We start from the raw sequence: 18,917 nt of genomic DNA, 5'->3' as shown, positions 1-18,917 counted from the left end.
GCAAAGCCCCCGATGCATCGCATCGGGGGCTTTTTGCATGGAACTAGTCCATGGATGCATACTGCTCGCGCAGCTGGCGCTTGAGCACCTTGCCGGAAGGATTGCGCGGCAGGGCCTCGGCAACAATCAGCTGCCTGGGGATCTTGAAGCCAGCCAGCTTGCCGGCGCAGTGCTCCCGCAACTGCTCCGGGCCCAGGCCTGCGCCTTCGCGCAGCACCACCACAGCAGTCACACGCTCTCCCCAGCGGGCATCAGGCAAGCCGATGACGGCAGCCTCCGTCACCTGTGGCAACTGGTAAAGCACCCGCTCGACCTCGGACGAAGCGATATTCTCGCCGCCGCTGATGATCATGTCCTTCTTGCGGTCGGTCAGGAACAGAAAGCCCTCCGCATCGAGATGGCCCACGTCGCCCGTGCGGAACCAGCCGTCGACGAAACAGGCTCGCGTCTTGGCTTCATCACGCCAATACCCCTGGCTCACCTTCGGCCCACGCAGGCAAACCTCGCCGCTCTCGCCCGCCGCCAGGGGCTGCCCTGCATCGTCGAGGATGGCGAGCTCGACATGGGCCAGCGCCCGGCCCGTGGAGCCTATCTTCTCGATCTCGCGGCCGGCCTCCATCATGGTGTCGCCCGAGCAGGATTCGGTCAGGCCATAGGCATCGACATACCGCGCCCGCGGAAACAGCGTACCGAATTCGCGGATGCGTTCCTCCGGCGTGCGCTCGCCGCCACCCACCAGCCAACGCAGGCTGGACAGGTCGAAACTGCCTCGCCCCGGCAGCGCAAGGCAGCGGTTCAGCATGACCGGAGCCATCCAGCCACCAGTGATGCATTCGCGCTCGATCAATGCCAATGTCGCCTCGGCATGGAAATCGCGCTCCACCGCGAGCAGGCCGCCCATGTGCCATACGGCAACCCCAGGCAGGTCGAAGGCGCCCACGTGGTACAGCGGCCCCACGACCAGCAAACGCTCCTGGCCCGACAGGCCCAGCGCCGCCACGTGGTCCATGCACTTCCAGGCCATGTTGCCAAAGCTGTGCATCACGCCCTTGGGCCGGTCCGTCGTCCCCGAGGTGTACATCAGCCTGTAGAGATCATCCGTCTGCCGGTGAACCGGATCGAGCAACGGGGCAAGGCCGGCCTGCCCGCCGAGCACGCGGCTGTCGCGCTGCGCCGCCTCGTCCAGCAGGATGGTGGGCACGCGCTGGCCGGCAGCCGCCTCGAACTCCGCATCGGCAAACAGCAGCTTCACACCCGCATGGTTGAGGATGTAGTCCACCTCCTCGGCACCAAGCCGGTAGTTGATGGGCAGAAGCACGCCACCCGCATGCGTGACGGCCAGTGCCAGCTCGAGGAAGGCGGCGCTGTTCTTCATCAGCAGCGCCACCACGTCGCCGGCACCAATGCCGCGGCTGACCATCAGGCCCGCAGCCTGCTCCACGCGCGCCTGAAGTTCGCCGAACGCAATGCGCTCTCCCTGGTAGATAAGTGCTTCTCTGGTGGGCTCGGTGCGAGCCCACCAGGCCACGCTGGCTGTGATGGACACCATGGATTCTTCCCCTTCATTGACTGAACGACCTGCCACTCGCCGCTCAATACGACCGGGGCATGCCCAGCTCATGCACCGCCACGTAGTTGAGCAGCATCTCCTCGGAGACCGGAGCAAAGCGAAACAACCTCGCATCGCGCCACAGGCGCTCTACGTGGTATTCCTTGGCATAGCCCATCCCGCCCATGGTCTGCATGGCGCGCTCGGTTGCCCGGGCCACCGCCTGGGCCGCGATCAGCTTGGCCGCATTGGCCTCGTTGCTGTAAGGCAGACGGGCATCGAAGTTGGTGGCAGCCTTGTGATTGAGCAGGCGGGCCGCCCCGATTTCTACATGGCACTGCGCCAGCGGGAATTGCAGGCCCTGGTAGCTGCTGATGGGCCGGTCACCGAACACCTTGCGGTCATTGGCATACTGCACCGCCAGACCAATGGCCAGCTCACCGGCCCCTACCAACCCAGCCGTAGTCACCATGCGCTCGGTATTGAGCACATCGAGCAACTCGCGCCAGCCGGCATGCAGGGTTCCGATCAACTCGTCGGCCTCGACGCGCACGTTGTCGAAGAACACGCTGCTCGAATCCAGCGTGCAGGTGCCCAGCTTGTCGATGGGCGTGTGCGTCAATCCCTCGCGCTGCACGTCGATCATGAACATGCTCAAGCCATCGGTCCGCGAACTGGATTGCGCCAGCTTCCTGGTGCGTGCGATCACCAGCATCTTCTGCGCCGAGGCCACGCCGGTGATCCAGATCTTGCGGCCACTCAGGCGCCAACCGCCACCGTCGGCGCTGGCAAAGGTCTTGATCTCCAGCGTGTTGGTGCCGGCGTCAGGCTCGGTCAGCGCCATGCAGCAATTGATTTCGCCATTGATGATCCCGGGCAGGACTTCACGCTTCATGCGTTCGCGGCCAAAGCGCGAGATCGACACGCCGCCAAAGATAGGGTTGATCATGAACAGCTGCCCCACCGTGGAGCCGCCACCGGAGGCCGCCAGCGCCTCCACGATCAGCGACATCTCCATCATGCCCAGGCCGCTGCCGCCCTGCTCCTCGGGCAAGGCCACGCCGCAGAGGCCTGCCTCGCACACCGCCCTCCAGTATTCGGCGGGAAACTGCTTGCGGGCATCGAGCTCGCGCCAGTACTCCAGGCCGAAGCGCTCGCCGATCTGGCGCGCGGTGTCGACCATCATGCGCTGCTCGTCGTTGAGTCGAAAGTCCATGCAATGCTCCTTGGTGGCGGCTAGTCCGCCGTGATGTGGTTGGCCTGGATCACTTTTCTCCAGTTCGCTATCTCGCCGTCCAGGCGCTGGCGCGCGGCGGCGGGCGTGTCGGCGATAGGCTCCAGGCCCTGCTCGCGCAGCCAGGCGGCCATCGCGGGGGCCCGGAGAATGGCAACGAACTCGCGGTTCAGCCGCTCGACCACCGGCCGCGGCGTCTTGGCCGGCACGAACACGCCATACCAGACCGAGGCATCGAATCCCTTCACCCCGGCCTCGGCCACCGTGCCCATCTCGGGCCACAGGGCGCTGCGCGAGCCGGTGGTGAGCGCCAGGGCGCGCAGCTTGCCGGACTCGGCGTACTTGCGGGCGGTGGCGAGCGGGTCGAGGATCAGCTGCACGTCGCCGGCCATCGCCGCGGTCAGCGCCAGGCTCGCGCCCTTGAACGGCACATGCACCAGGTCCATGCCGGTGGCGGACTTCAGGTACTCGGTCGTCAGGTGGATGGAACTGCCGACGCCGGGCGTGCCATAGTTGAGCTTGCCCGGCCGGGCCTTCGCATAGGCGATCAGCTCGGCCATGGTCTTGACCGGCAGCTCGTTGTTCACCAGCACCGCAAACGGCCCGGCGACGGCCGTGGTCACGGCGGCCAGGTCGCGCTGCACGTCGTAGGACAGCCGTGGCTTGAGCGCCGGGTCCACCGCGATGGCGCCGCTGTGCAGCAGGATGGTGCTGCCGTCGGCATCACCACGCACTGCGGCCTCGGTGCCCAGCGAGCCACCGGCCCCGGCGCGGTTCTCCACGATCACCGAGCGGTCGATGCGTGCGGCCAGATCCTGCGCCAGCTTGCGGCCCAGGATGTCGGAGGTGCCGCCCGGCGCGAACGGCACGATGATCTTCACGACCTTGCCCGCTGGCGGCAAGTCATCGACGGCCTGGGCCGCAGCCATGCCCAGCAGGCCGCACAGGGCCAGGGCGAAAAGTGAACGCATCATGCGAAGTCTCCTTGGGAAGCGTGGGTGGCTGCCGCGTCCAGCCCGGGAAAGGCCAGGGGTTCGCGGGCGAGAAAGCGGCGCACGGCATCGCGGTGGTAGTCGCTGTCCATGCACAGGCCCTGGGCATAGCTCTCCAACTCGGCCATCGCGCGCTGGTCCAGCTGGAAGCTCTGGTTCAGGATGTTCTTGGTCAGGCCAATCGCCAGTGGCGAGGCCTCCGTGAAGCGCCGGGCCAGCGCCATCGCCTCGGCCAGCAGGTCCTCGGGCTCATGCAGCGCATAGACGATGCCCAGCGCCTGCGCCTCGGCTGCCGGCAGCACGCGCGCGCTGAACATCAGCTCCTTGGCGCGCTGCAGTCCCACGATGCGCGGCAGCAGGTACATGGCCGCCATGTCCGGCACCAGGCCTATGCGCGCGAACACCTGGCAGAAACGCGCCCGCGGCGTGGCCAGCACGAAGTCGGACAGCAGCGCCAGGCTGAAGCCGCCGCCGAAGGCCGAGCCGTCGACCGCGGCGATCACCGGCTTCTCCAGGTTGGCCCAGGCCGGCAGCCATTCGTGCAGCGCGTGGATGCGCTGGCGCGACTGGTAGGCGGTGCGCGGCCGGGCGCTCATGGCGCGCAGGTCGCCGCCGGCGCAGAAATGGCCGCCAGCGCCTTGCAGCACCACCGCGCGAACCGCGTCATCCTCGCGCAGTTGTTGCAGCAGCTGCGGCAGTTCGCGGCGCATCGTCTCATCTAGCGCATTGCGGGCCTCGGAGCGGTCGAGCGTGACCAGGGCCACGCCGTCGCTCGATTCGCAGTGCAGGGTATGCCAGTCCATGTCAGCCCCCCTGTACCGCTGCGCCCAGGGACAGCAGGTGCTCACAAGCCTCCGAATCCAGGCCCGCCTCGCGCAGCACGGCCCGCGTGTGCTGCCCGATGCAGGGCGCCGGCGCACTTGTGGCGCCCTGCAGCAGCCCCGGCATGCGCACCACCGGCAGCCGGCCGATCTCGCCCAGGTCGGTGTCGGCAAAAATGCCCTGGGCCTGCGTCTGCGGGTGGGAACGAAAGCCGTCATAGTCCTGCACCTGCTGCGCGATCAGGTCGGCCGCATGCAGCAGCGGCAGCCAGTGGGCCACCGGGTGTTCGGCCAGCGCCTCGGCGATCGCCGTGCGCAGCCCGTCCTGGTTCTCGAAACGCGCCTGCGGGCTACCAAAGCCTGGCTGCTGCAGCAGCACCTCCTGGCCGATCAGCCGCACCAGGTCGATCACCTGCTGGTCGCGCATCGCGCTCAGCGCGATGTAGCCGTCGGCGCAGCGGTAGATGCCGATGGCGGCGAACAGCTCACGAGCAATGGCACCGCCGCTCGCCTGGTGCTCGGCGAACTTGTAGCCCTGCACAGCGGCGATGCAGTGCATCAGCGACAGGTCCACATGCTGGCCTTCGCCGGTGCGGCCGCGCTGCACCAGGGCGGCCAGCACAGCCTGGCTGAGGTAGATGCCCGTCACCACGTCCACCAGCGAGATCCGCACCCGGATAGGCTGCACCATGTCGTTGGCGCCGAACGACAGCCCGCTAAAGGCCTGCACCGCCGCATCGGTGGCCGGCCGGTCGGCGTAGGGCCCGGTGCGCCCGAAGCCGGTGACCGAGGCATAGACGATGCGGGGCTGGATGCGGCGCACGCTTTCGTAGTCTAGGCCCAGGCGCTGCATGACGCCGGGGCGGTTGCTCTCGATCAGCACGTCCGCATCGGCGATCAGGCGGCACGCCGCCTCCAGCGCCTCGGGCTGCTTGAGATCCAGCGCCAGCCCGCGCTTGCCGCGGTTGAAGGTGCCGTAGAGCACGCTGGAGCCGTTGCGCTTGACGCCCAGCCCGCGCAGCCAGTCGCCGGAGGGCGGCTCGACCTTGACCACGTCGGCCCCCATCTCCGCCATCAGGCAGGCGCCGTGCGGCGCTGCAATGCCCTGGCTGAAGTCCAGTACCTTGATGCCCTGTAGGGCCTGTTGCAATGCCTGCACCTCAGTCCGCCTTGATGCCGGCATCTGCAATGACCTTGCGCCAGCGCTCGGTGTCCTCGGTGATCCACTGGCGCAGCACCTCAAGGCTGGAGCCGCCGGGAACGATGGCCTGGGCCGCCAGCCGCGTGCGCATCTCGGGCTCGGCCAGGATGGCCAGCAGCTCCCGGTTCAGCCGCTCGATCGCCACTGCAGGCGTGCCGGCCGGCGCCAGCACCGCATACCAGCCCAGCGACTGGAAGCCGGCCACGCCCGCCTCCGCAATGGTCGGCAGCTCGGGCGCCAGCGGCGTGCGCTGCGCGGAGGTAACGCCCAGCAGCTTCAGCCGGTCGTTGTGCAGGTGCGGCAGCACCGAGCCCAGCGAACTGAACGCCACGTCCACCTGGCCGCCGATCAGGTCGTTGAGCGCCGGCGCCTCGCCCTTGTAGGGGATGTGCGTGAGCTGCAGGCCGGTGCGGCGCTTGAACAGCTCCATCGTCAGGTGCGCCGTGGTGGCGTTGCCGGCCGAGGCATAGCTCAGCCGGCCCGGCTTGCTGCGTGCCAACGCCATGAAGGCCTGCAGGTCTGCGGCCTGCACGCGAGAGCTGGCCACCAGGGCCATCGGGAAGGTGGCCACCTGCGCCACCGGGGCGAAGTCGCGCAGCGTGTCGTACGGCAGCTTGGGGTACAGCACCGGGTTGACGCTGGCCACGCCCTGGTACACCAGCACCAGGTGGTAGCCGTCGGCCGGCGAGCGCGCCGCCGCCGACATGCCGATCACGCCCGCGCCGCCGGGCCGGTTGTCGACCACCACCTGCTGGCCCAGGCGGGTGGACAGGCCGCTGGCCAGCATGCGCGCCAGCGCATCGGTCAGCCCGCCGGCCGCGATGGGCGCGATCAGCTGCAGCGGCCGCTCGGGCCAGCGTTCCTGCGCCGCAGCCGGGCCAGCCAGGCCCGGCAGGAAGCCGGCCAGCGCCAGCCCCAGGCAGCTGCGGCGGTCGATGGGAAATTGCTCAGGTGTCATGGTTTGCCTCTCAGTGCGGGCCCGTCAGGTGTGCAGCGGACGGCCCCACGCTGCCAGCACCGATTCGTGCATCGCCTCGGACAGCGTGGGATGGGGAAAGATGGTCTCGATCAGCTCGGCCTCGGTGGCCTCGAGCGTGCGCGCCAGCGTGAAGCCATGGATCAGCTCCGTGGCCTCGGCGCCCACCAGGTGGGCGCCCAGCAGCTCGCCGGTCTGCGCATCGAAGATGGTCTTGGCGAAGCCCCTGGCCTCGTCGATGGCGATGGCCTTGCCGTTGGCCTCGAGCGGAAAGCTCCCGACCCGGAGCGGCCGGCCCGTGGCCCGGGCCTGCGCCTCGGTCAGGCCCACGGCCGCGCTCGGCGGGTGGCTGTAGACACAGGCGGGCACGTTCAGCACCGGGGGCTCCTCGCCCGCGTGCAGGCCGGCGATGCGCTCGGCGCACAACAGGCCCTGGTGGCTGGCCCGGTGCGCCAGCATGGGCGCGCCGGTCACATCGCCGACCGCATGAATGCCGGGCTCGGCCGTCGCGCCCCAGCCGTCCACGGCGATGCAGCCGCGCTCGACCTGCACGCGCGTACCCTCCAGGCCCAGGCCCTCGGTATGACCCATGAGGCCGATGGCCACGAGCACGCGCTCGGCCTGCAGGCTCTGCCCGCCATCGGCGGTCTCCAGCTGCACGCCCACACCGTCGGGGCCGACCTGGGCGCCCTTCACCACGGCACCCAGGTGCACGCGGATTCCATCCTTGGCGACGGCCTGCCGCACAAAGGCCGCGACATCGGCATCGCTGCTCGGCAGCAATTGGGACTGCGCCTCCACCACGGTCACCTCGGTGCCCATGGCGGCATAGAACGAGGCGAACTCCATGCCGATGGCGCCGGCGCCGATCACCAGCAACGAACGCGGAGCTGCCTTGGCCACCAGTGCGTCGCGGTAGCTCCACACCCGCTCACCATCGAACGGCAGGCCGGGCAGCTCGCGGGCGCGGGCGCCGGTGGCCAGGATCACATGCGGGGCCTGCAACCATTGAGCAGTGCCGCCTTCGGCTTCGACCTGCACGCTGTGCAAGCCGTCCAGTTGCGGTCCCAGCCGGGCCGAGCCCATGAATACCGGGGACTTGGCCTTCTTCAGCAGGTGCGCAACACCGCCGCCCAGCCGCTGCGCCACCTGGCGCGAACGCGCCACCAGCCTGGCAAAGTCCACCTGCGGCCGGGCCACCTCGATGCCCAGCGCACCGGCCTGCGCGATGCGCCGCAGCGTGTCGGCCGCGTGCAGCAAGGCCTTGGTGGGGATGCAGCCCCAGTTCAGGCAGATGCCGCCCAGGTGCTCGCGCTCGACCAGGGCCACGCGCTGGCCGAGTTGCGCGCAGCGCAGCGCCGCCACATAGCCACCGGGGCCGCCGCCGATGACGATCACGTCGAAAGTCTTGGCCTGCCTTGCCATCACGCGACCAGCAAGGCCAGGGGGTTTTCGAGCAGGCCGGTGATGCGCTTGAGCAGCCCCAGCGCCGACACCCCGTCGAGCACGCGGTGGTCCGCCGACAGCACCAGGCCCATTTCGCGGCGCAGCCGGGGCTTGCCTTTCTTGTTGGGGCGGAAGACCTCGCGCACCGCGCCCACGCCCAGGATCATGGCCTGGCCGGGGTTGATGATGGAGGTCATGTAGGTCACGCCGTGCATGCCCGCGTTGGACACGGTGATCGCGCCGCCGGCCATCTCGGCGGCGGCCAGCCGGCCGGCCTTGGCCCGCTCGGCCGCATCGCGCGCAGCGCTGGCGGTGGCGGCCAGCGTCTTCGCCCCCACGTTGCGCAGCACCGGCACCAGCAGGCCGCGATCGGCATCGACGGCCATGCCGACATCGCTGTGCGTGAACGCGCGTATGCCTGCGTCGGTCCAGACACGGTTGAGCTGCGGCATCTCGGCCAGCGCCCGCCCCACCGCCGCGAGCAGGAAATGGTTGAGCGTGAACGGCAGGCCCTGCTGCGCGGCATTCAGCTGCGCCCGCAGCGCCAGCAGCCGGCTGACCTCGGCCTCCACCGCCAGGTAGAAGTGCGGCACCTGCTGCTTGGCCTCGGTCAGCCGCCGGGCCACGGTCTGCTCCAGCGCCGTGGGCGCGCGCAGATCGCCGGCCTGCGATTCGGGCTGCGGGCATGCGGCGGCAGCCAGGGCCGCGGCCTGGACCTCGGGCAGGTCGCGCGCCCGGATGCGGCCGCGCGGCCCCGAGCCTGCCAACTGCGACAGATCGATGCCGCGCTGCGCCGCCAGCCGCCGCGCCAGCGGCGTGACCGGCACGCGCGCCGCGAGAGTGGGTACAGCGGCCGTTGCAACCGCTGCGGCCGGATCGCCGGCGGGCGGCCCTCCCTCCAGCCCATCGTCCCAGTAGCCGATCACCGCGCCGCAGGGCAAGGTCGCCCCGGCTTCGGCCGCGATCTCCAGCAGCACGCCATCGGCCTCGGCGCCGACTTCGTTGGCGGCCTTTTCCGACTCGATCACGAACAGGCCCTGCTCCACCCTGAAGGTGTCGCCCGGCTGCACCATCCATTCCACCAGCACGCCCTCGGACATGGTCAGTCCGAGCTTGGGCACCAAGAGTTCGCGGCGCATGGCTTATTTCCCGCTGAACTGGGCCGCGCGCTTGGCGAGGAAGGCGCCGCAGCCCTCGTGCGCGTCGCGGCTGTCCAGCACCAGGCCGATCATGGCCTGCTCGTGCGCCAGCGCGGCGTCCAGTGGCATCTCGGCGCCGTCGCGCAGCGTGCGCTTGAGCAGCTTCAGCGTCAGCGGCGACTTCTGCGCGATCTGCTGCGCCAGCGCCATGGCCTCGCCCATGAGCTGCTCGCGCGGCACGGCGCGGTTGCACAGCCCGAGCTGGACCGCCTCGGCGGCCGTGACCTGGCTGCCGGTGAACATCAGCTCCTTGGCGCGGCACAGCGGCACCTGGCGGATCAGGCGCTGCGAGCCGCCCGCGCCCGGAAACAGGCCGAGGTTGATCTCGGGCAGGCCCAGCTTCGCCTCCTGCGCCACCAGGCGGATGTCGAGCGTGAGCAGCAATTCGGTGCCGCCCCCCAGCGCCCAGCCGTTGATGGCGCCTATCGTGGGCTTGTCGCACAGCTCGAAGCGGCGGAACACGCGGTGGATCACCTCGGCGAATTCCTGGTAATGCTGCAGGCCCTGGCGGCTGTCGAGGTCGGCAATGTCGCCACCGGCCACGAAAGCCTTGTCGCCGGCGCCGGTGATGACGATGGCGCGCACGCCGTGGTCGCTCTCCAGTTCGCCCAGCGCAGACTCCAGCGCCAGCAGCGTGGGGATATCGAGCGCATTCAGCGTCTTCGGGCGATTGATGGTGAGCACGCCGACGGTGCCCGCACGTTCGCACAGGATGGGGTTGGTCGCTTCGGACATTTCTGGTCTCCTCAGGTTTCAGGCTAGCGCACGGCGCACGGCATCGATCACGCGCTGCGCAGTCACTGCGTAGCCCTGCTCCAGCGAACTGGCGAACGGCGGCGGCATGAAGGGCGCGGCCACCCGCAGCACCGGGGCATCGAGCTCGTCGAAACCCTCATCGGCCACGGTGGCAACGATCTCGGCGCCCACGCCAAAGGCCTGCACCGCCTCGTGCACCACCACCATGCGATGGGTGCGCGCCAGCGACTGCAGCACCGCGGCCTTGTCCCAGGGCTGGATGGAGCGCAGGTCCAGCACCTCGGCCTCGATGCCCTCGCCGGCCAGCTGCTGCGCGGCCTGCAGGCACAGCGGCACGGTGGCGCCATAGCTGACCAGGCTCACGTCGCGGCCGGCGCGCACGATGCGGGCCTCGCCGATGCGCGCCGTCTGCGCGGTGTCGACCCGCCCCTTGGCCGCATACATGGCCTTGTGCTCGATGAAAACCACCGGATCGGGGTCGGCGATGGCCGCGCGCAGCAGCGCGTAGGCGTCCTGCGGGCTCGATGGGCAGACCACCTTCAAGCCCGGCACATGGGCCAGCCAGGCCTCCAGGCACTGCGAGTGCTGCGGCCCCGCGCTCAACCCGCCGCCATGGGGCGTGCGCAGCACCAGGGACACCGAGCCCTGGCCGCCAAACATGTAGCGCGCCTTGGCCGCCTGGTTGACCAGCGCATCCATGGCCAGCGTGACGAAATCCATGAACATGATCTCCACCACCGGCCTGAGTCCGGTCAGCGCCATGCCCACGGCGGCCGACGCCATGGAGGCCTCCGAGATGGGCGTATCGATCACGCGCCGCGGGCCGAAGGCATCGAGCAGGCCGCGCGTGGCCTTGAACGAGCCGCCGGCGGCGGCAATGTCCTCACCCAGCAGCACCACGGCCTCGTCCTGCTGCATGCTGTCGCGCAGCGCCTGGTTGATGGCGCCGGCGGTTCTCAGTTCGGTGGCGCTCATGCGCGGGCCTCCTCATGCGGGGTGTAGACGTCGGCCACGGCGGCCTCGAAGGCGGGCAAGGCGTCGGCGCGCGCGGCCTCGATGGCCGCCTCGATCTGCCCGGCAATGCGCGCATCCAGCGCCTCGATGTCGGTATCTGCCACTCCTGCAGCCTGCAGGGCCTGGCGCGCGCGGGCCAGCGGGTCGTGCGCGTCGAGGCCGCTGATCTCGTCGGCGTCGCGGTATTTCTGGGCGTCGCCTTCGAAGTGGCCGCGCACGCGGTGGGTCACGCACTCCAGCACGCTCGGCCCCTGGCCGGCGCGCAGCCGCGCGGCCGCCAGGGCCGCGGCACCGGCCACGGCCTGCACGTCGTTGCCGTCGACCTGCTGGCAGTGCACGCCGAACGCGGCGGCCAGCGCGGACAGCCGGGCCGCGAACTGCCGCTCGGTGGGCGAGAACTCCGACCAGCCATTGTTCTCGCACACCAGCAGCAGCGGGCTGCGGTACAGCGCGGCCATGTTCAGGCTCTCGTGCAGCACGCCCTCGGCCATCGCGCCGTCGCCGAAGAAGGCCACGGCCATGCCCTGCGTGCCGCGGATGGCATGCGCCATCGCGCTGCCCAGCGCGATCGGGATGCCGGCGCCCACGATGCCGTTGGCGCCCAGGATGCCCAGGCCGAGGTCGGCCACGTGCATGGAGCCGCCCCGGCCCTGGCACAGGCCGCCGGCGCGGCCCATGATTTCCTTGAAAAAGCCGCCCACGTCCATTCCGCGCGCCAGCACATGGCCATGGCCGCGGTGCGTGGTGGCCAGCGTGTCCTGCGGCTGCATGGCGCTGGCCACGCCGGCGGCCACCGCCTCCTGGCCGATGCTGAGGTGGATGAAGCCGGGCACCTCGCTGTTGGCGAAGAGCCGCGTGAGCGCCTGCTCCACCTGGCGGATCAGGGCCATGCGCCCGTAGAGCGCGAGCAGTTCAGCGGTCTGGTCTTGGTTGGACATGCGGCCTCCCTCAGCCCGCGACGCGGATCTGGCCGTTCAGCCGGTCGGCGCCGTCGGGGCCGCGCACCCAGACGGCATAGCCGCCATCGGCCATGCGCTCGCCGCCGGCCGTCAGCACCTCGCCCACGCGCACGGGCTTGACGAAGCGGATGTCGAGGTCCAGGTCGTCGAACACCCGGGGCGGCAGGGTCTGCTGCACCGATTGCCACAGCAGGCAGATCGACATGCTGCCGTGCGCGATCACGCCCTGCATGGGCGTGGTAGCGGCGAACGCAGGATCGAGGTGGATGGGGTTGAAGTCGTCGGTCAGCTCGCCGTAGGCGCGGATGGCGTCCATGGACACGGTGAGCGTGGCGGGCGCCAGCACGGGCGGCAAGGCACCTGGTTCAAAAAGCGGAGCGCCTGGCGCTTGTTGGTCGGTCATTTCAATGCCTTTTTATATGAATATCGTTTATGGGTGAGCGCGAGGAGCTATCTTTTTAAGCTGCCCAGACCAGGCTCAGCCGGGCATCGAACAATGGGCGCTCGCCCTCGCCAGTGCCCACGGCCCGCAGCTCCACATAGCGGCGCTCGCGCCGGATCTCCTTGTGCTCGCACGACATGACGGTGCGAATGCGCTCGCCCAGCCGCGGCGTGCCGGCCAGGCGCATGCGCTGGCGTGCATGCACATTGCCCGGCGGGCGCGGCGTGACGACGTTGAGGTAGGCGCGCATCATCATCACCACGGCCATGCTCGCGGCCTCGGCGGGGCCGCCGCCGGCATCGGCGCCGAAGATGCTCTGCCAGGCCTGGGCCAGCGCGGCCTCGAAGGGCAGCACGATCTCGCCGATGGCGGCGCCGGGCACGAAGTCCTCGTACAACATGGGCTTCATGGTGGGCTTCATGGCAGCACCTCCGCCTGCGGCAGCGCCGCGCCGTCCACGGTGGCGAAGGCTATGCGCACCGGCTGGTCCACGCGCAACGCCTGCCGCGCGCCGTCCTTCACCTGGGTCATCAGGCGAAAGCCTTCGTCCATGTGCACGATGGCGATCACATACGGCACGTCGGCCTTGAAGGCCGGCACCGGCGCGCGGTGCACCACGGTGTAGCTCAGCAGCCGGCCCTGGCGGGCCGAGACCTTCCAGGCCAGGCTGCTGCCATGGCAGCGCTCGCACAGCGCGCGCGGAATCAGTTGTACCGCGCCGCAGTCCGCGCACTGCTGATAGCGCAGTTCGCCTTGGGCGCAGCCGTCCCAGAAGGGCTGGGTCTCGGGCGTGGGTTTGGGCAGGGGTCGGGTCATCAGTGCGCTCCAAGAACCAGGGAACAGTGGGCGGACAGGATGCCGCCGTCGCCATGCACGAAGGCCAGGCGCGCGTCGGGCACCTGGCGCGCGCCGGCGTCGCCGCGCAGCTGGTGCACGGCCTCCACCGCGTGGAACATGCCGCCGGCCGCGCCCGAGTGGGCATACGACATTAGCCCGCCATGGGTGTTACATGGCAGCCGGCCGCCCAGGCCCAGCTCGCCGCGCGCGGCCGCCTGGCCCGCCTCGCCGCGCTCGAAGAAGCCGATGGACTCCAGCTCCACCGCCAGCGTGATCGTGAACGAGTCGTAGATCTCGGCCACGTCGATCTCGGCGGGCTGGATGCCGGCGCGCGCGAATGCGGTGCGGCTCGAGGCCTTGCAGCCGAAATCGACCAGGCTGGGCGCGGCGACGATGTGCTCGTGCGTATGGCCCTGGCCCGCGCCCAGGATCTCGATGGCGCGCGACCTGGCATCGCGCGCCGCCGCGCGGCTCGATACCACCAGCGCCGCGCCGCCGTCAGAGATCAGGCAGCAGTCCAGCAGGTGCAGCGGCTCGGCGATGGGCTTGGAGGCGAGCACGTCGGCGATGGTGATGGGCTCGCGCTTGTGCGCCTTGGGGTGGCGGGCGGCATGGCGGCGGTGCTCCACCGCGATGGCGGCGAGCTGCTCGCGGCTCACGCCATACTCGTGCATGTAGCGCCGTGCCACCAGGCCATAGGAGGCCGGCACGCTGATGCCGAAGGGCCGCTCGAACTGCGGATGCCCCACCTCGGCCAGCGCCGCCACGGCACCGTCGCGCGACAGGCCGGTGAGGCGGTTGTCGCCGGTGACCACCAGCACATGGTTGCACTGGCCGCTGGCGACCAGCGCGGCCGCCTGCATGACCATGATGCAGGCGCTGGCCCCGCCCGCCTGGATGGCCAGGCAGGTGCCGGGGTGGATGCCCAGGTACTCGCAGAACACCGAGGCCAGCATCAAATGCGGTTCGGTGAACGAATAGGCGCAAAGCACGCCGTCGATGTCCGAGGGCTTGAGCCCCGCGTCGGCCACCGCGCCCAGCGCGGCCTCGGCGTGCAGGGCCATGCAGCTGCTGCCGGGCAGCTCGCCCACGGCCGTGTCGTAGGCGCCGGTGATGAAGGCGTTCATGCTCATGGCTTGGCGATCCCCTGGAAGGCGAGCGGGCGCTTGCCCAGGAAGTTGCCCACCGCCTCGGCGTGGTAGGCGCTGTGGCGCGCCACGGCCTGGGCGGACGACTCCAGCTCGGCCAGCGTGTCCTGGTCGAGGTTGAACGAGCGGTTGAGGATGTTCTTGGCCATGCCTATCGCCTCGATCGAGGCCGATTCGAGCTGCTGCGCGAGCTCCAGCGCCGCGGGCATCAGCGCATCCGGCGCCACCACCTGCATGGCGATGCCCAGCTCCTTCGCCTCGGCCGCGGGCAGCTCGCGCGCGGTGAACACCAGCTCCTTGGCCCGCTGCAGGCCCACGATGCGCGGCAGCAAAAAGAACCCACCCAGGTCGGGCACCAGGCCGATGCGGCCGAACACCGCGCAAAAACGGGCACGGTCGGTGGCGATGACGAAGTCGCAGGCCAGCGCCAGGTTGAAGCCCGCGCCGAAGGCCGGGCCGTCCACCGCGGCGATCACAGGTTTCTCCAGGTTCACCAGCTCGCGGAACCAGGGGTGCAGCCGCCGGATGCGGTCGCGGTCCTGGTAGACGGTGCGCTCGCCCTCGGTCAGCGACTTGAGGTCGCCGCCGGCGCAGAAGACGCCGTCGGTGCCGGTCAGCACCAACACCTTCACGCCGTCGTCGTCGCGCGCCTCGAGGATGGCCTCGGCCAGGCCCTGGCGCACCTCCAGGTCGAAGGCATTGCGCCGCTCGGGGCGGTTCAGGCGCACGATGCGCGTCGCGCCCTGGTTGTCGATGTGGATGAACTTGCTCATGCCTTGAACCCCAGATCGCGGGCGATCAGATTGCGCTGGATGTCGCTGGTGCCTTCGCCGATGACGTAGACCAGCGCGTCGCGGTGGATGCGCCCCACGGGGTACTCGCGCATGATTCCGGCGCCGCCCAGGATGCGGATGGCCGCCTCGCTGACCTTGAGCGCCGTCTCCGACGCCACCAGCTTGACCTTGGCCGCCGTGGCGCTGTCCAGCGTGCCCTGGTCCACGCGCCAGGCGCCGTAGTACACCAGCCACCTGGCGGCCTCGATGTCGGCCGCCATATCGGCCAGCCGGTGCGCGATGGCCTGGTAATCGCCGATGCGCCGGCCCGCCACCAGGCGCTCGTCGGCATAGGAGCGCGCCGCGTCGAAGGCGGCCCGCGCCATGCCCAGCGCATTGGCGGCCACCGCCACGCGGTTCTCGCTCAGCGAACCCAGGATCACCGGGTAGGTGCCCACGCGCTCGCCCAGCAGGCAGTCGTCGGGCACGAAGGCATTCTCGATATGGATCAGCCCGGTCTCGGAGGCGCGAATGCCCTCCTTCTTCAGCTTGTGGATGTCGAAGCCGTTGTGGGGCAGCTCGACGATGAACAGGCTGATCGACTCGGAGCGCAGCTCGGCCGAGGTGCGCGCCGCCACCAGCAGAAAGTCGGCTATCGGCGCATTGGTGATGTAGAGCTTGCTGCCATTGAGCATCCAGCCGCCGTCGACCTTGTCGGCCCGGGTCTTGAGCGCGCGGATGTTGGAGCCGCCATCGGGCTCGCTCAGGCCGAAGCCCGACACCTTCTCGCCGCGCAGCGCCGGAGCCAGGAAGCGCTGCTTCTGCTGCGGCGTGCCCACCTTCCAGATGGGCCAGATGCCCAAGTGGGTGTGTGCCGACCAGCTCGACGCGAAGGACTGGCACAGGTAGCTGAGCTCCTCGCGCACGATGCAGTCGCTGACCTTGTCCAGGCCGCTGCCGCCGTCGGCCTCGGGGTACTGCACGCCCAGCAGGCCCAGTTCGCCCCAGCGCTGGAACACCTGCCGAGGAAAGGATTCGTTCTCTTCCGCATCGCGCACCAGCGGAGCCAATTCATCCCGGCACAGCCTGCGCACCGTGTCGCGCACGGCTTCATGCTCCGCAGAGAACTCGAAGTTCAATGACATCGCTCACCTTTCAAAATTCTTCATAGAGAATTTAATTATTTTTAAAGAATATCAAATACAGGTTTTCCCTAAGAATCCAGATCAACCATACCCCGCAATAAACAGTACCCGGAGCGATTTTTATAAAAGATAAAAAGAAGAAATTTCCCTTGCAAACAGCAGCAGCGCCCGCGGATGCATGAGGGAAAACCATATTGCAATCATTCTTTATTAAAAATACTATTCTTTATAGAGAATTTTTCGGAGACCATTGATGAGTGACAGCAGCCGCCGCCCAGTCAACCAGGTGGACCGCGAAGCCTTCCGGGACATGTGCCGCGCCTTCGCGCACAAGGAGATCGGCCCGCGTTGGGCGCGGGCCGATGCCACCAAGACCTTTCCCCGCGACTTCTACGTAGCAGCGGCACGCGCCGGCCTGATCGGCATCACCGCCAGCGAGGACATCGGTGGATCAGGCCTTGGTTCCTACGAAGAAGCCATCGCCATGGAGGAGATGTCCAAGGTCAACCCCAACCTGGCGGTGTCGGTGCTGGTGCAGAACGTGGCCGGCTCCATCCTGTATGAGCACGGCGGCCCCGCGCACCGCGAGCTGGCGCGGCGCATGATCGCCGGCGAGCACATGGTGGCCATCACCATCACCGAGCCCGAGGCCGGCAACGACATACAGAACGTGCGCACCCGCGCCACGCGCGATGGAAGCAGCTGGATCGTAGACGGGCTGAAATCCTTCATCACGCTGGGCGGCGTAGCAGACACCCTGGTGACGCTCGCGCAGACCGATCCGGAGCAAGGGCGCCATGGCATGCGATTTTTCGCCATCCCGCGCGAGACCTCCGGCGTGCAGGCCAGCCAGATCGACACCTATGTCAACCGCCCCGCCCCCACCTACCGCGTCGCCTTCAATCAGGTGCGGGTCGCCGAGGGCACATGCCTGGATGCGGGCTTCGCGGCCATCATGGCCGGCTTCAACCGCGAGCGCATCATGGTCTGCGCACGCTGGCTCGGGCACATGCAGTCGGCACTGCAATGGGCGCTGGACTATGCCCGCACGCGCCAGCAGTTCGGCCGCTCCATCGGTGCCAACCAGTCCATTGCCTTCTCTCTTGCACAGGCCCATGCCGACGTCGAAGCTTCGCGCACGCTGACCTACAAGGCGGCCGAGCGCTGGGATGCGGGCGCGCCGCTCGGCGAGGTGATCCTCGACGTGTCCACCGCCAAGCTTTTCGTTACCCAGGCCGTCACCCGCGTCACTCAGACTGCACTGCACATCGGTGGCGGCTGGGGCTTGACCTCCGAGCTGCCGGTGATGCGCATGGCCATGGATGCGCTGGTCGCGCCGGTCACGGTGGGCAGCGTCGAGATCCAGCAGCGCGCCGTCGCGCGCCAACTCGGGCTGCCGGTCGACTGAGCCGCGCCCGCCTTTCCCCGTTCCAGATCCCCCCGGAGACCATCCCCATGACTGCTTTGCCCCGCCGCTCCCTCCTTGCCCTCGCGCTCGCCGCCGCCGCGGCAGCACAGGCGCAGGGCTGGCCCGACAAGCCGATCCGCATGATCGTGCCCTACACCGCGGGCTCCGCGTCCGACCTGATGGCACGCGTCATCTCCGAGCCGCTGGCGAAGTCGCTGGGCCAGCCCATCGTCATCGACAACAAGCCAGGCGCGAATTCCACGCTGGGCACGCACCTGGCAGCCAAGGCCGCGCCCGACGGCTATACATTGCTAATGGCCACCAACGCCGGCCTGGCCGCCAGCCCCGGGGGTCTGACCGACGGCGTTCCCTACGACCCGCTGAAAGACCTGCGCTATGTGACGCTGGCGGGCTCTGTTTCCTATGTCTGGATCGCCAACAACGGCCTCAAGGTGCGCAACGCCAAGGAGATGGTCGACTACATCAAGGCACATCCGAAACAGATGAACTACGCCAGCGGCAATACCGGCGGCATCGCCTACGGCGGCTTTCTCAAGAACACCTATGGGCTAGACATCACCCATGCACCCTACAAGTCCACGCCGCCGGCCATCATCGACCTGATCGGCGGCCAGGTGCAAGTGATGATGGCCGACGTGGCCTCGGCCACGCCGATGATCCAGTCCGGCAAGGTGAAGGCCCTGGGCGTGCCCATCGCCCAGCGCAACCCGCTGCTGCCCGACGTGCCCACCTTTGCCGAGCAGGGCCTGGTCACGCCACCAGACATGTCGGGCTGGTGGATGGTGGCTGCGCCGGCGGGCACGCCGGACGCGGTGCTGACCAGGCTGAACACCGAAATTGTCAAGGTACTGGACATGCCCGAGGTGCGCGGCAAGCTGCTGCAAAGCGGGATAGTCGCCTCCCCGACCAGCCGAGAAGAGGCTGCCAGATATCAGCGCGAGCAGCTGCAGGTGTGGCGGCGCATGGTCGGGGAACTGGATCTGAGAAGCAACTGAA

Annotated in this window: 19 protein-coding genes; 2 read left to right on the top strand and 17 right to left on the bottom strand. The window is 69.0% G+C overall.

The genetic code is table 11. The annotated features are described in order from the left end of the window. Positions 1-43: 43 nt before the first annotated feature. The 17 genes from ACODRX_RS04970 to ACODRX_RS04890 are packed head-to-tail and all read right to left on the bottom strand — an operon-like array spanning position 44 to position 16,492. On the bottom strand, positions 44-1,549 hold the full coding sequence (locus ACODRX_RS04970; protein WP_488869931.1) for an AMP-binding protein: 1,506 nt from the start codon (positions 1,547-1,549) through the stop codon (positions 44-46). A 43-nt stretch (positions 1,550-1,592) separates the two neighbouring features. Beyond that, entirely contained in the window at positions 1,593-2,765 is a 1,173-nt protein-coding gene (locus ACODRX_RS04965; RefSeq protein ID WP_488869930.1) for an acyl-CoA dehydrogenase family protein, read from the bottom strand. A gap of 20 nt (positions 2,766-2,785) precedes the next feature. Next, positions 2,786-3,757, bottom strand: a complete 972-nt coding sequence (locus tag ACODRX_RS04960) for a tripartite tricarboxylate transporter substrate binding protein (RefSeq protein ID WP_488869929.1) — start codon at positions 3,755-3,757, stop codon at positions 2,786-2,788. Beyond that, complete coding sequence (locus ACODRX_RS04955) at positions 3,754-4,578, bottom strand: enoyl-CoA hydratase/isomerase family protein (RefSeq protein ID WP_488869927.1); 825 nt, start codon at positions 4,576-4,578, stop codon at positions 3,754-3,756. Before ACODRX_RS04955 ends, ACODRX_RS04960 begins: the two co-directional genes overlap by 4 nt. Position 4,579: 1 nt before the next feature. Further along, positions 4,580-5,755: a CaiB/BaiF CoA transferase family protein gene (locus tag ACODRX_RS04950; protein ID WP_488869925.1), complete on the bottom strand. Its 1,176-nt coding sequence runs from the start codon at positions 5,753-5,755 to the stop codon at positions 4,580-4,582. Between the two features lies 1 nt (position 5,756). Continuing rightward, complete coding sequence (locus tag ACODRX_RS04945) at positions 5,757-6,755, bottom strand: Bug family tripartite tricarboxylate transporter substrate binding protein (protein WP_488869923.1); 999 nt, start codon at positions 6,753-6,755, stop codon at positions 5,757-5,759. 24 nt (positions 6,756-6,779) lie between these two features. Next, entirely contained in the window at positions 6,780-8,198 is a 1,419-nt protein-coding gene (gene lpdA / locus ACODRX_RS04940) for a dihydrolipoyl dehydrogenase (protein ID WP_488870101.1), read from the bottom strand. Continuing rightward, positions 8,198-9,358, bottom strand: coding sequence for a dihydrolipoamide acetyltransferase family protein (locus ACODRX_RS04935; RefSeq protein WP_488869921.1), 1,161 nt, complete (start codon positions 9,356-9,358; stop codon positions 8,198-8,200). Before ACODRX_RS04935 ends, lpdA begins: the two co-directional genes overlap by 1 nt. 3 nt (positions 9,359-9,361) lie before the next feature. Next, a complete protein-coding gene (locus ACODRX_RS04930; RefSeq protein WP_488869919.1) occupies positions 9,362-10,153 on the bottom strand; it encodes an enoyl-CoA hydratase/isomerase family protein in 792 nt (263 codons plus the stop codon). A gap of 18 nt (positions 10,154-10,171) precedes the next feature. Next, positions 10,172-11,149, bottom strand: coding sequence for an alpha-ketoacid dehydrogenase subunit beta (locus ACODRX_RS04925; RefSeq protein ID WP_488869917.1), 978 nt, complete (start codon positions 11,147-11,149; stop codon positions 10,172-10,174). After that, the gene (locus ACODRX_RS04920) at positions 11,146-12,126 is read right to left on the bottom strand and encodes a thiamine pyrophosphate-dependent dehydrogenase E1 component subunit alpha (RefSeq protein WP_488869915.1); all 981 of its coding nucleotides are present in this window, start codon (positions 12,124-12,126) and stop codon (positions 11,146-11,148) included. Before ACODRX_RS04920 ends, ACODRX_RS04925 begins: the two co-directional genes overlap by 4 nt. Before the next feature lie 10 nt (positions 12,127-12,136). After that, complete coding sequence (locus ACODRX_RS04915; protein ID WP_488869913.1) at positions 12,137-12,550, bottom strand: MaoC family dehydratase; 414 nt, start codon at positions 12,548-12,550, stop codon at positions 12,137-12,139. A 55-nt stretch (positions 12,551-12,605) separates the two neighbouring features. Further along, on the bottom strand, positions 12,606-13,010 hold the full coding sequence (locus tag ACODRX_RS04910; RefSeq protein WP_488869911.1) for a hypothetical protein: 405 nt from the start codon (positions 13,008-13,010) through the stop codon (positions 12,606-12,608). Then, positions 13,007-13,405 carry a Zn-ribbon domain-containing OB-fold protein gene (locus tag ACODRX_RS04905; protein WP_488869909.1) on the bottom strand — a complete coding sequence of 133 codons (399 nt, stop codon included), beginning with the start codon at positions 13,403-13,405 and terminating at the stop codon, positions 13,007-13,009. Before ACODRX_RS04905 ends, ACODRX_RS04910 begins: the two co-directional genes overlap by 4 nt. Further along, entirely contained in the window at positions 13,405-14,559 is a 1,155-nt protein-coding gene (locus ACODRX_RS04900) for a thiolase family protein (RefSeq protein WP_488869907.1), read from the bottom strand. The genes ACODRX_RS04905 and ACODRX_RS04900 overlap by 1 nt, the downstream gene beginning before the upstream one ends. Beyond that, a complete protein-coding gene (locus ACODRX_RS04895) occupies positions 14,556-15,347 on the bottom strand; it encodes an enoyl-CoA hydratase/isomerase family protein (protein WP_488869905.1) in 792 nt (263 codons plus the stop codon). Before ACODRX_RS04895 ends, ACODRX_RS04900 begins: the two co-directional genes overlap by 4 nt. After that, complete coding sequence (locus tag ACODRX_RS04890; protein ID WP_488869903.1) at positions 15,344-16,492, bottom strand: acyl-CoA dehydrogenase family protein; 1,149 nt, start codon at positions 16,490-16,492, stop codon at positions 15,344-15,346. Before ACODRX_RS04890 ends, ACODRX_RS04895 begins: the two co-directional genes overlap by 4 nt. A 253-nt stretch (positions 16,493-16,745) precedes the next feature. On the opposite strand from ACODRX_RS04890, the gene ACODRX_RS04885 reads away from it, so the two are divergent. Next, positions 16,746-17,900, top strand: a complete 1,155-nt coding sequence (locus ACODRX_RS04885; protein WP_488869901.1) for an acyl-CoA dehydrogenase family protein — start codon at positions 16,746-16,748, stop codon at positions 17,898-17,900. Positions 17,901-17,947: 47 nt separating this feature from the next. Continuing rightward, positions 17,948-18,916, top strand: coding sequence for a Bug family tripartite tricarboxylate transporter substrate binding protein (locus ACODRX_RS04880; RefSeq protein WP_488869899.1), 969 nt, complete (start codon positions 17,948-17,950; stop codon positions 18,914-18,916). The last annotated feature ends 1 nt before the right edge of the window (position 18,917 follow it).

It is taken from the genome of Comamonas sp. FG99 (assembly GCF_057808605.1).
This window is presented reverse-complemented; position numbering and strand designations above follow the sequence as displayed.

Bases quoted from the DNA above. Each gene is read 5' to 3' on its own strand.
- ACODRX_RS04925 (WP_488869917.1), bottom strand. From the start codon at position 11,149: ATGAGCGCCACCGAACTGAGAACCGCCGGCGCCATCAACCAGGCGCTG.
- lpdA (WP_488870101.1), bottom strand. From the start codon at position 8,198: ATGGCAAGGCAGGCCAAGACTTTCGACGTGATCGTCATCGGCGGCGGC.
- ACODRX_RS04915 (WP_488869913.1), bottom strand. From the start codon at position 12,550: ATGACCGACCAACAAGCGCCAGGCGCTCCGCTTTTTGAACCAGGTGCC.
- ACODRX_RS04900 (WP_488869907.1), bottom strand. From the start codon at position 14,559: ATGAGCATGAACGCCTTCATCACCGGCGCCTACGACACGGCCGTGGGC.
- ACODRX_RS04895 (WP_488869905.1), bottom strand. From the start codon at position 15,347: ATGAGCAAGTTCATCCACATCGACAACCAGGGCGCGACGCGCATCGTG.
- ACODRX_RS04885 (WP_488869901.1), top strand. From the start codon at position 16,746: ATGAGTGACAGCAGCCGCCGCCCAGTCAACCAGGTGGACCGCGAAGCC.
- ACODRX_RS04960 (WP_488869929.1), bottom strand. From the start codon at position 3,757: ATGATGCGTTCACTTTTCGCCCTGGCCCTGTGCGGCCTGCTGGGCATG.
- ACODRX_RS04880 (WP_488869899.1), top strand. From the start codon at position 17,948: ATGACTGCTTTGCCCCGCCGCTCCCTCCTTGCCCTCGCGCTCGCCGCC.
- ACODRX_RS04935 (WP_488869921.1), bottom strand. From the start codon at position 9,358: ATGCGCCGCGAACTCTTGGTGCCCAAGCTCGGACTGACCATGTCCGAG.
- ACODRX_RS04905 (WP_488869909.1), bottom strand. From the start codon at position 13,405: ATGACCCGACCCCTGCCCAAACCCACGCCCGAGACCCAGCCCTTCTGG.
- ACODRX_RS04955 (WP_488869927.1), bottom strand. From the start codon at position 4,578: ATGGACTGGCATACCCTGCACTGCGAATCGAGCGACGGCGTGGCCCTG.
- ACODRX_RS04930 (WP_488869919.1), bottom strand. From the start codon at position 10,153: ATGTCCGAAGCGACCAACCCCATCCTGTGCGAACGTGCGGGCACCGTC.
- ACODRX_RS04970 (WP_488869931.1), bottom strand. From the start codon at position 1,549: ATGGTGTCCATCACAGCCAGCGTGGCCTGGTGGGCTCGCACCGAGCCC.
- ACODRX_RS04910 (WP_488869911.1), bottom strand. From the start codon at position 13,010: ATGAAGCCCACCATGAAGCCCATGTTGTACGAGGACTTCGTGCCCGGC.
- ACODRX_RS04920 (WP_488869915.1), bottom strand. From the start codon at position 12,126: ATGTCCAACCAAGACCAGACCGCTGAACTGCTCGCGCTCTACGGGCGC.
- ACODRX_RS04965 (WP_488869930.1), bottom strand. From the start codon at position 2,765: ATGGACTTTCGACTCAACGACGAGCAGCGCATGATGGTCGACACCGCG.
- ACODRX_RS04890 (WP_488869903.1), bottom strand. From the start codon at position 16,492: ATGTCATTGAACTTCGAGTTCTCTGCGGAGCATGAAGCCGTGCGCGAC.
- ACODRX_RS04945 (WP_488869923.1), bottom strand. From the start codon at position 6,755: ATGACACCTGAGCAATTTCCCATCGACCGCCGCAGCTGCCTGGGGCTG.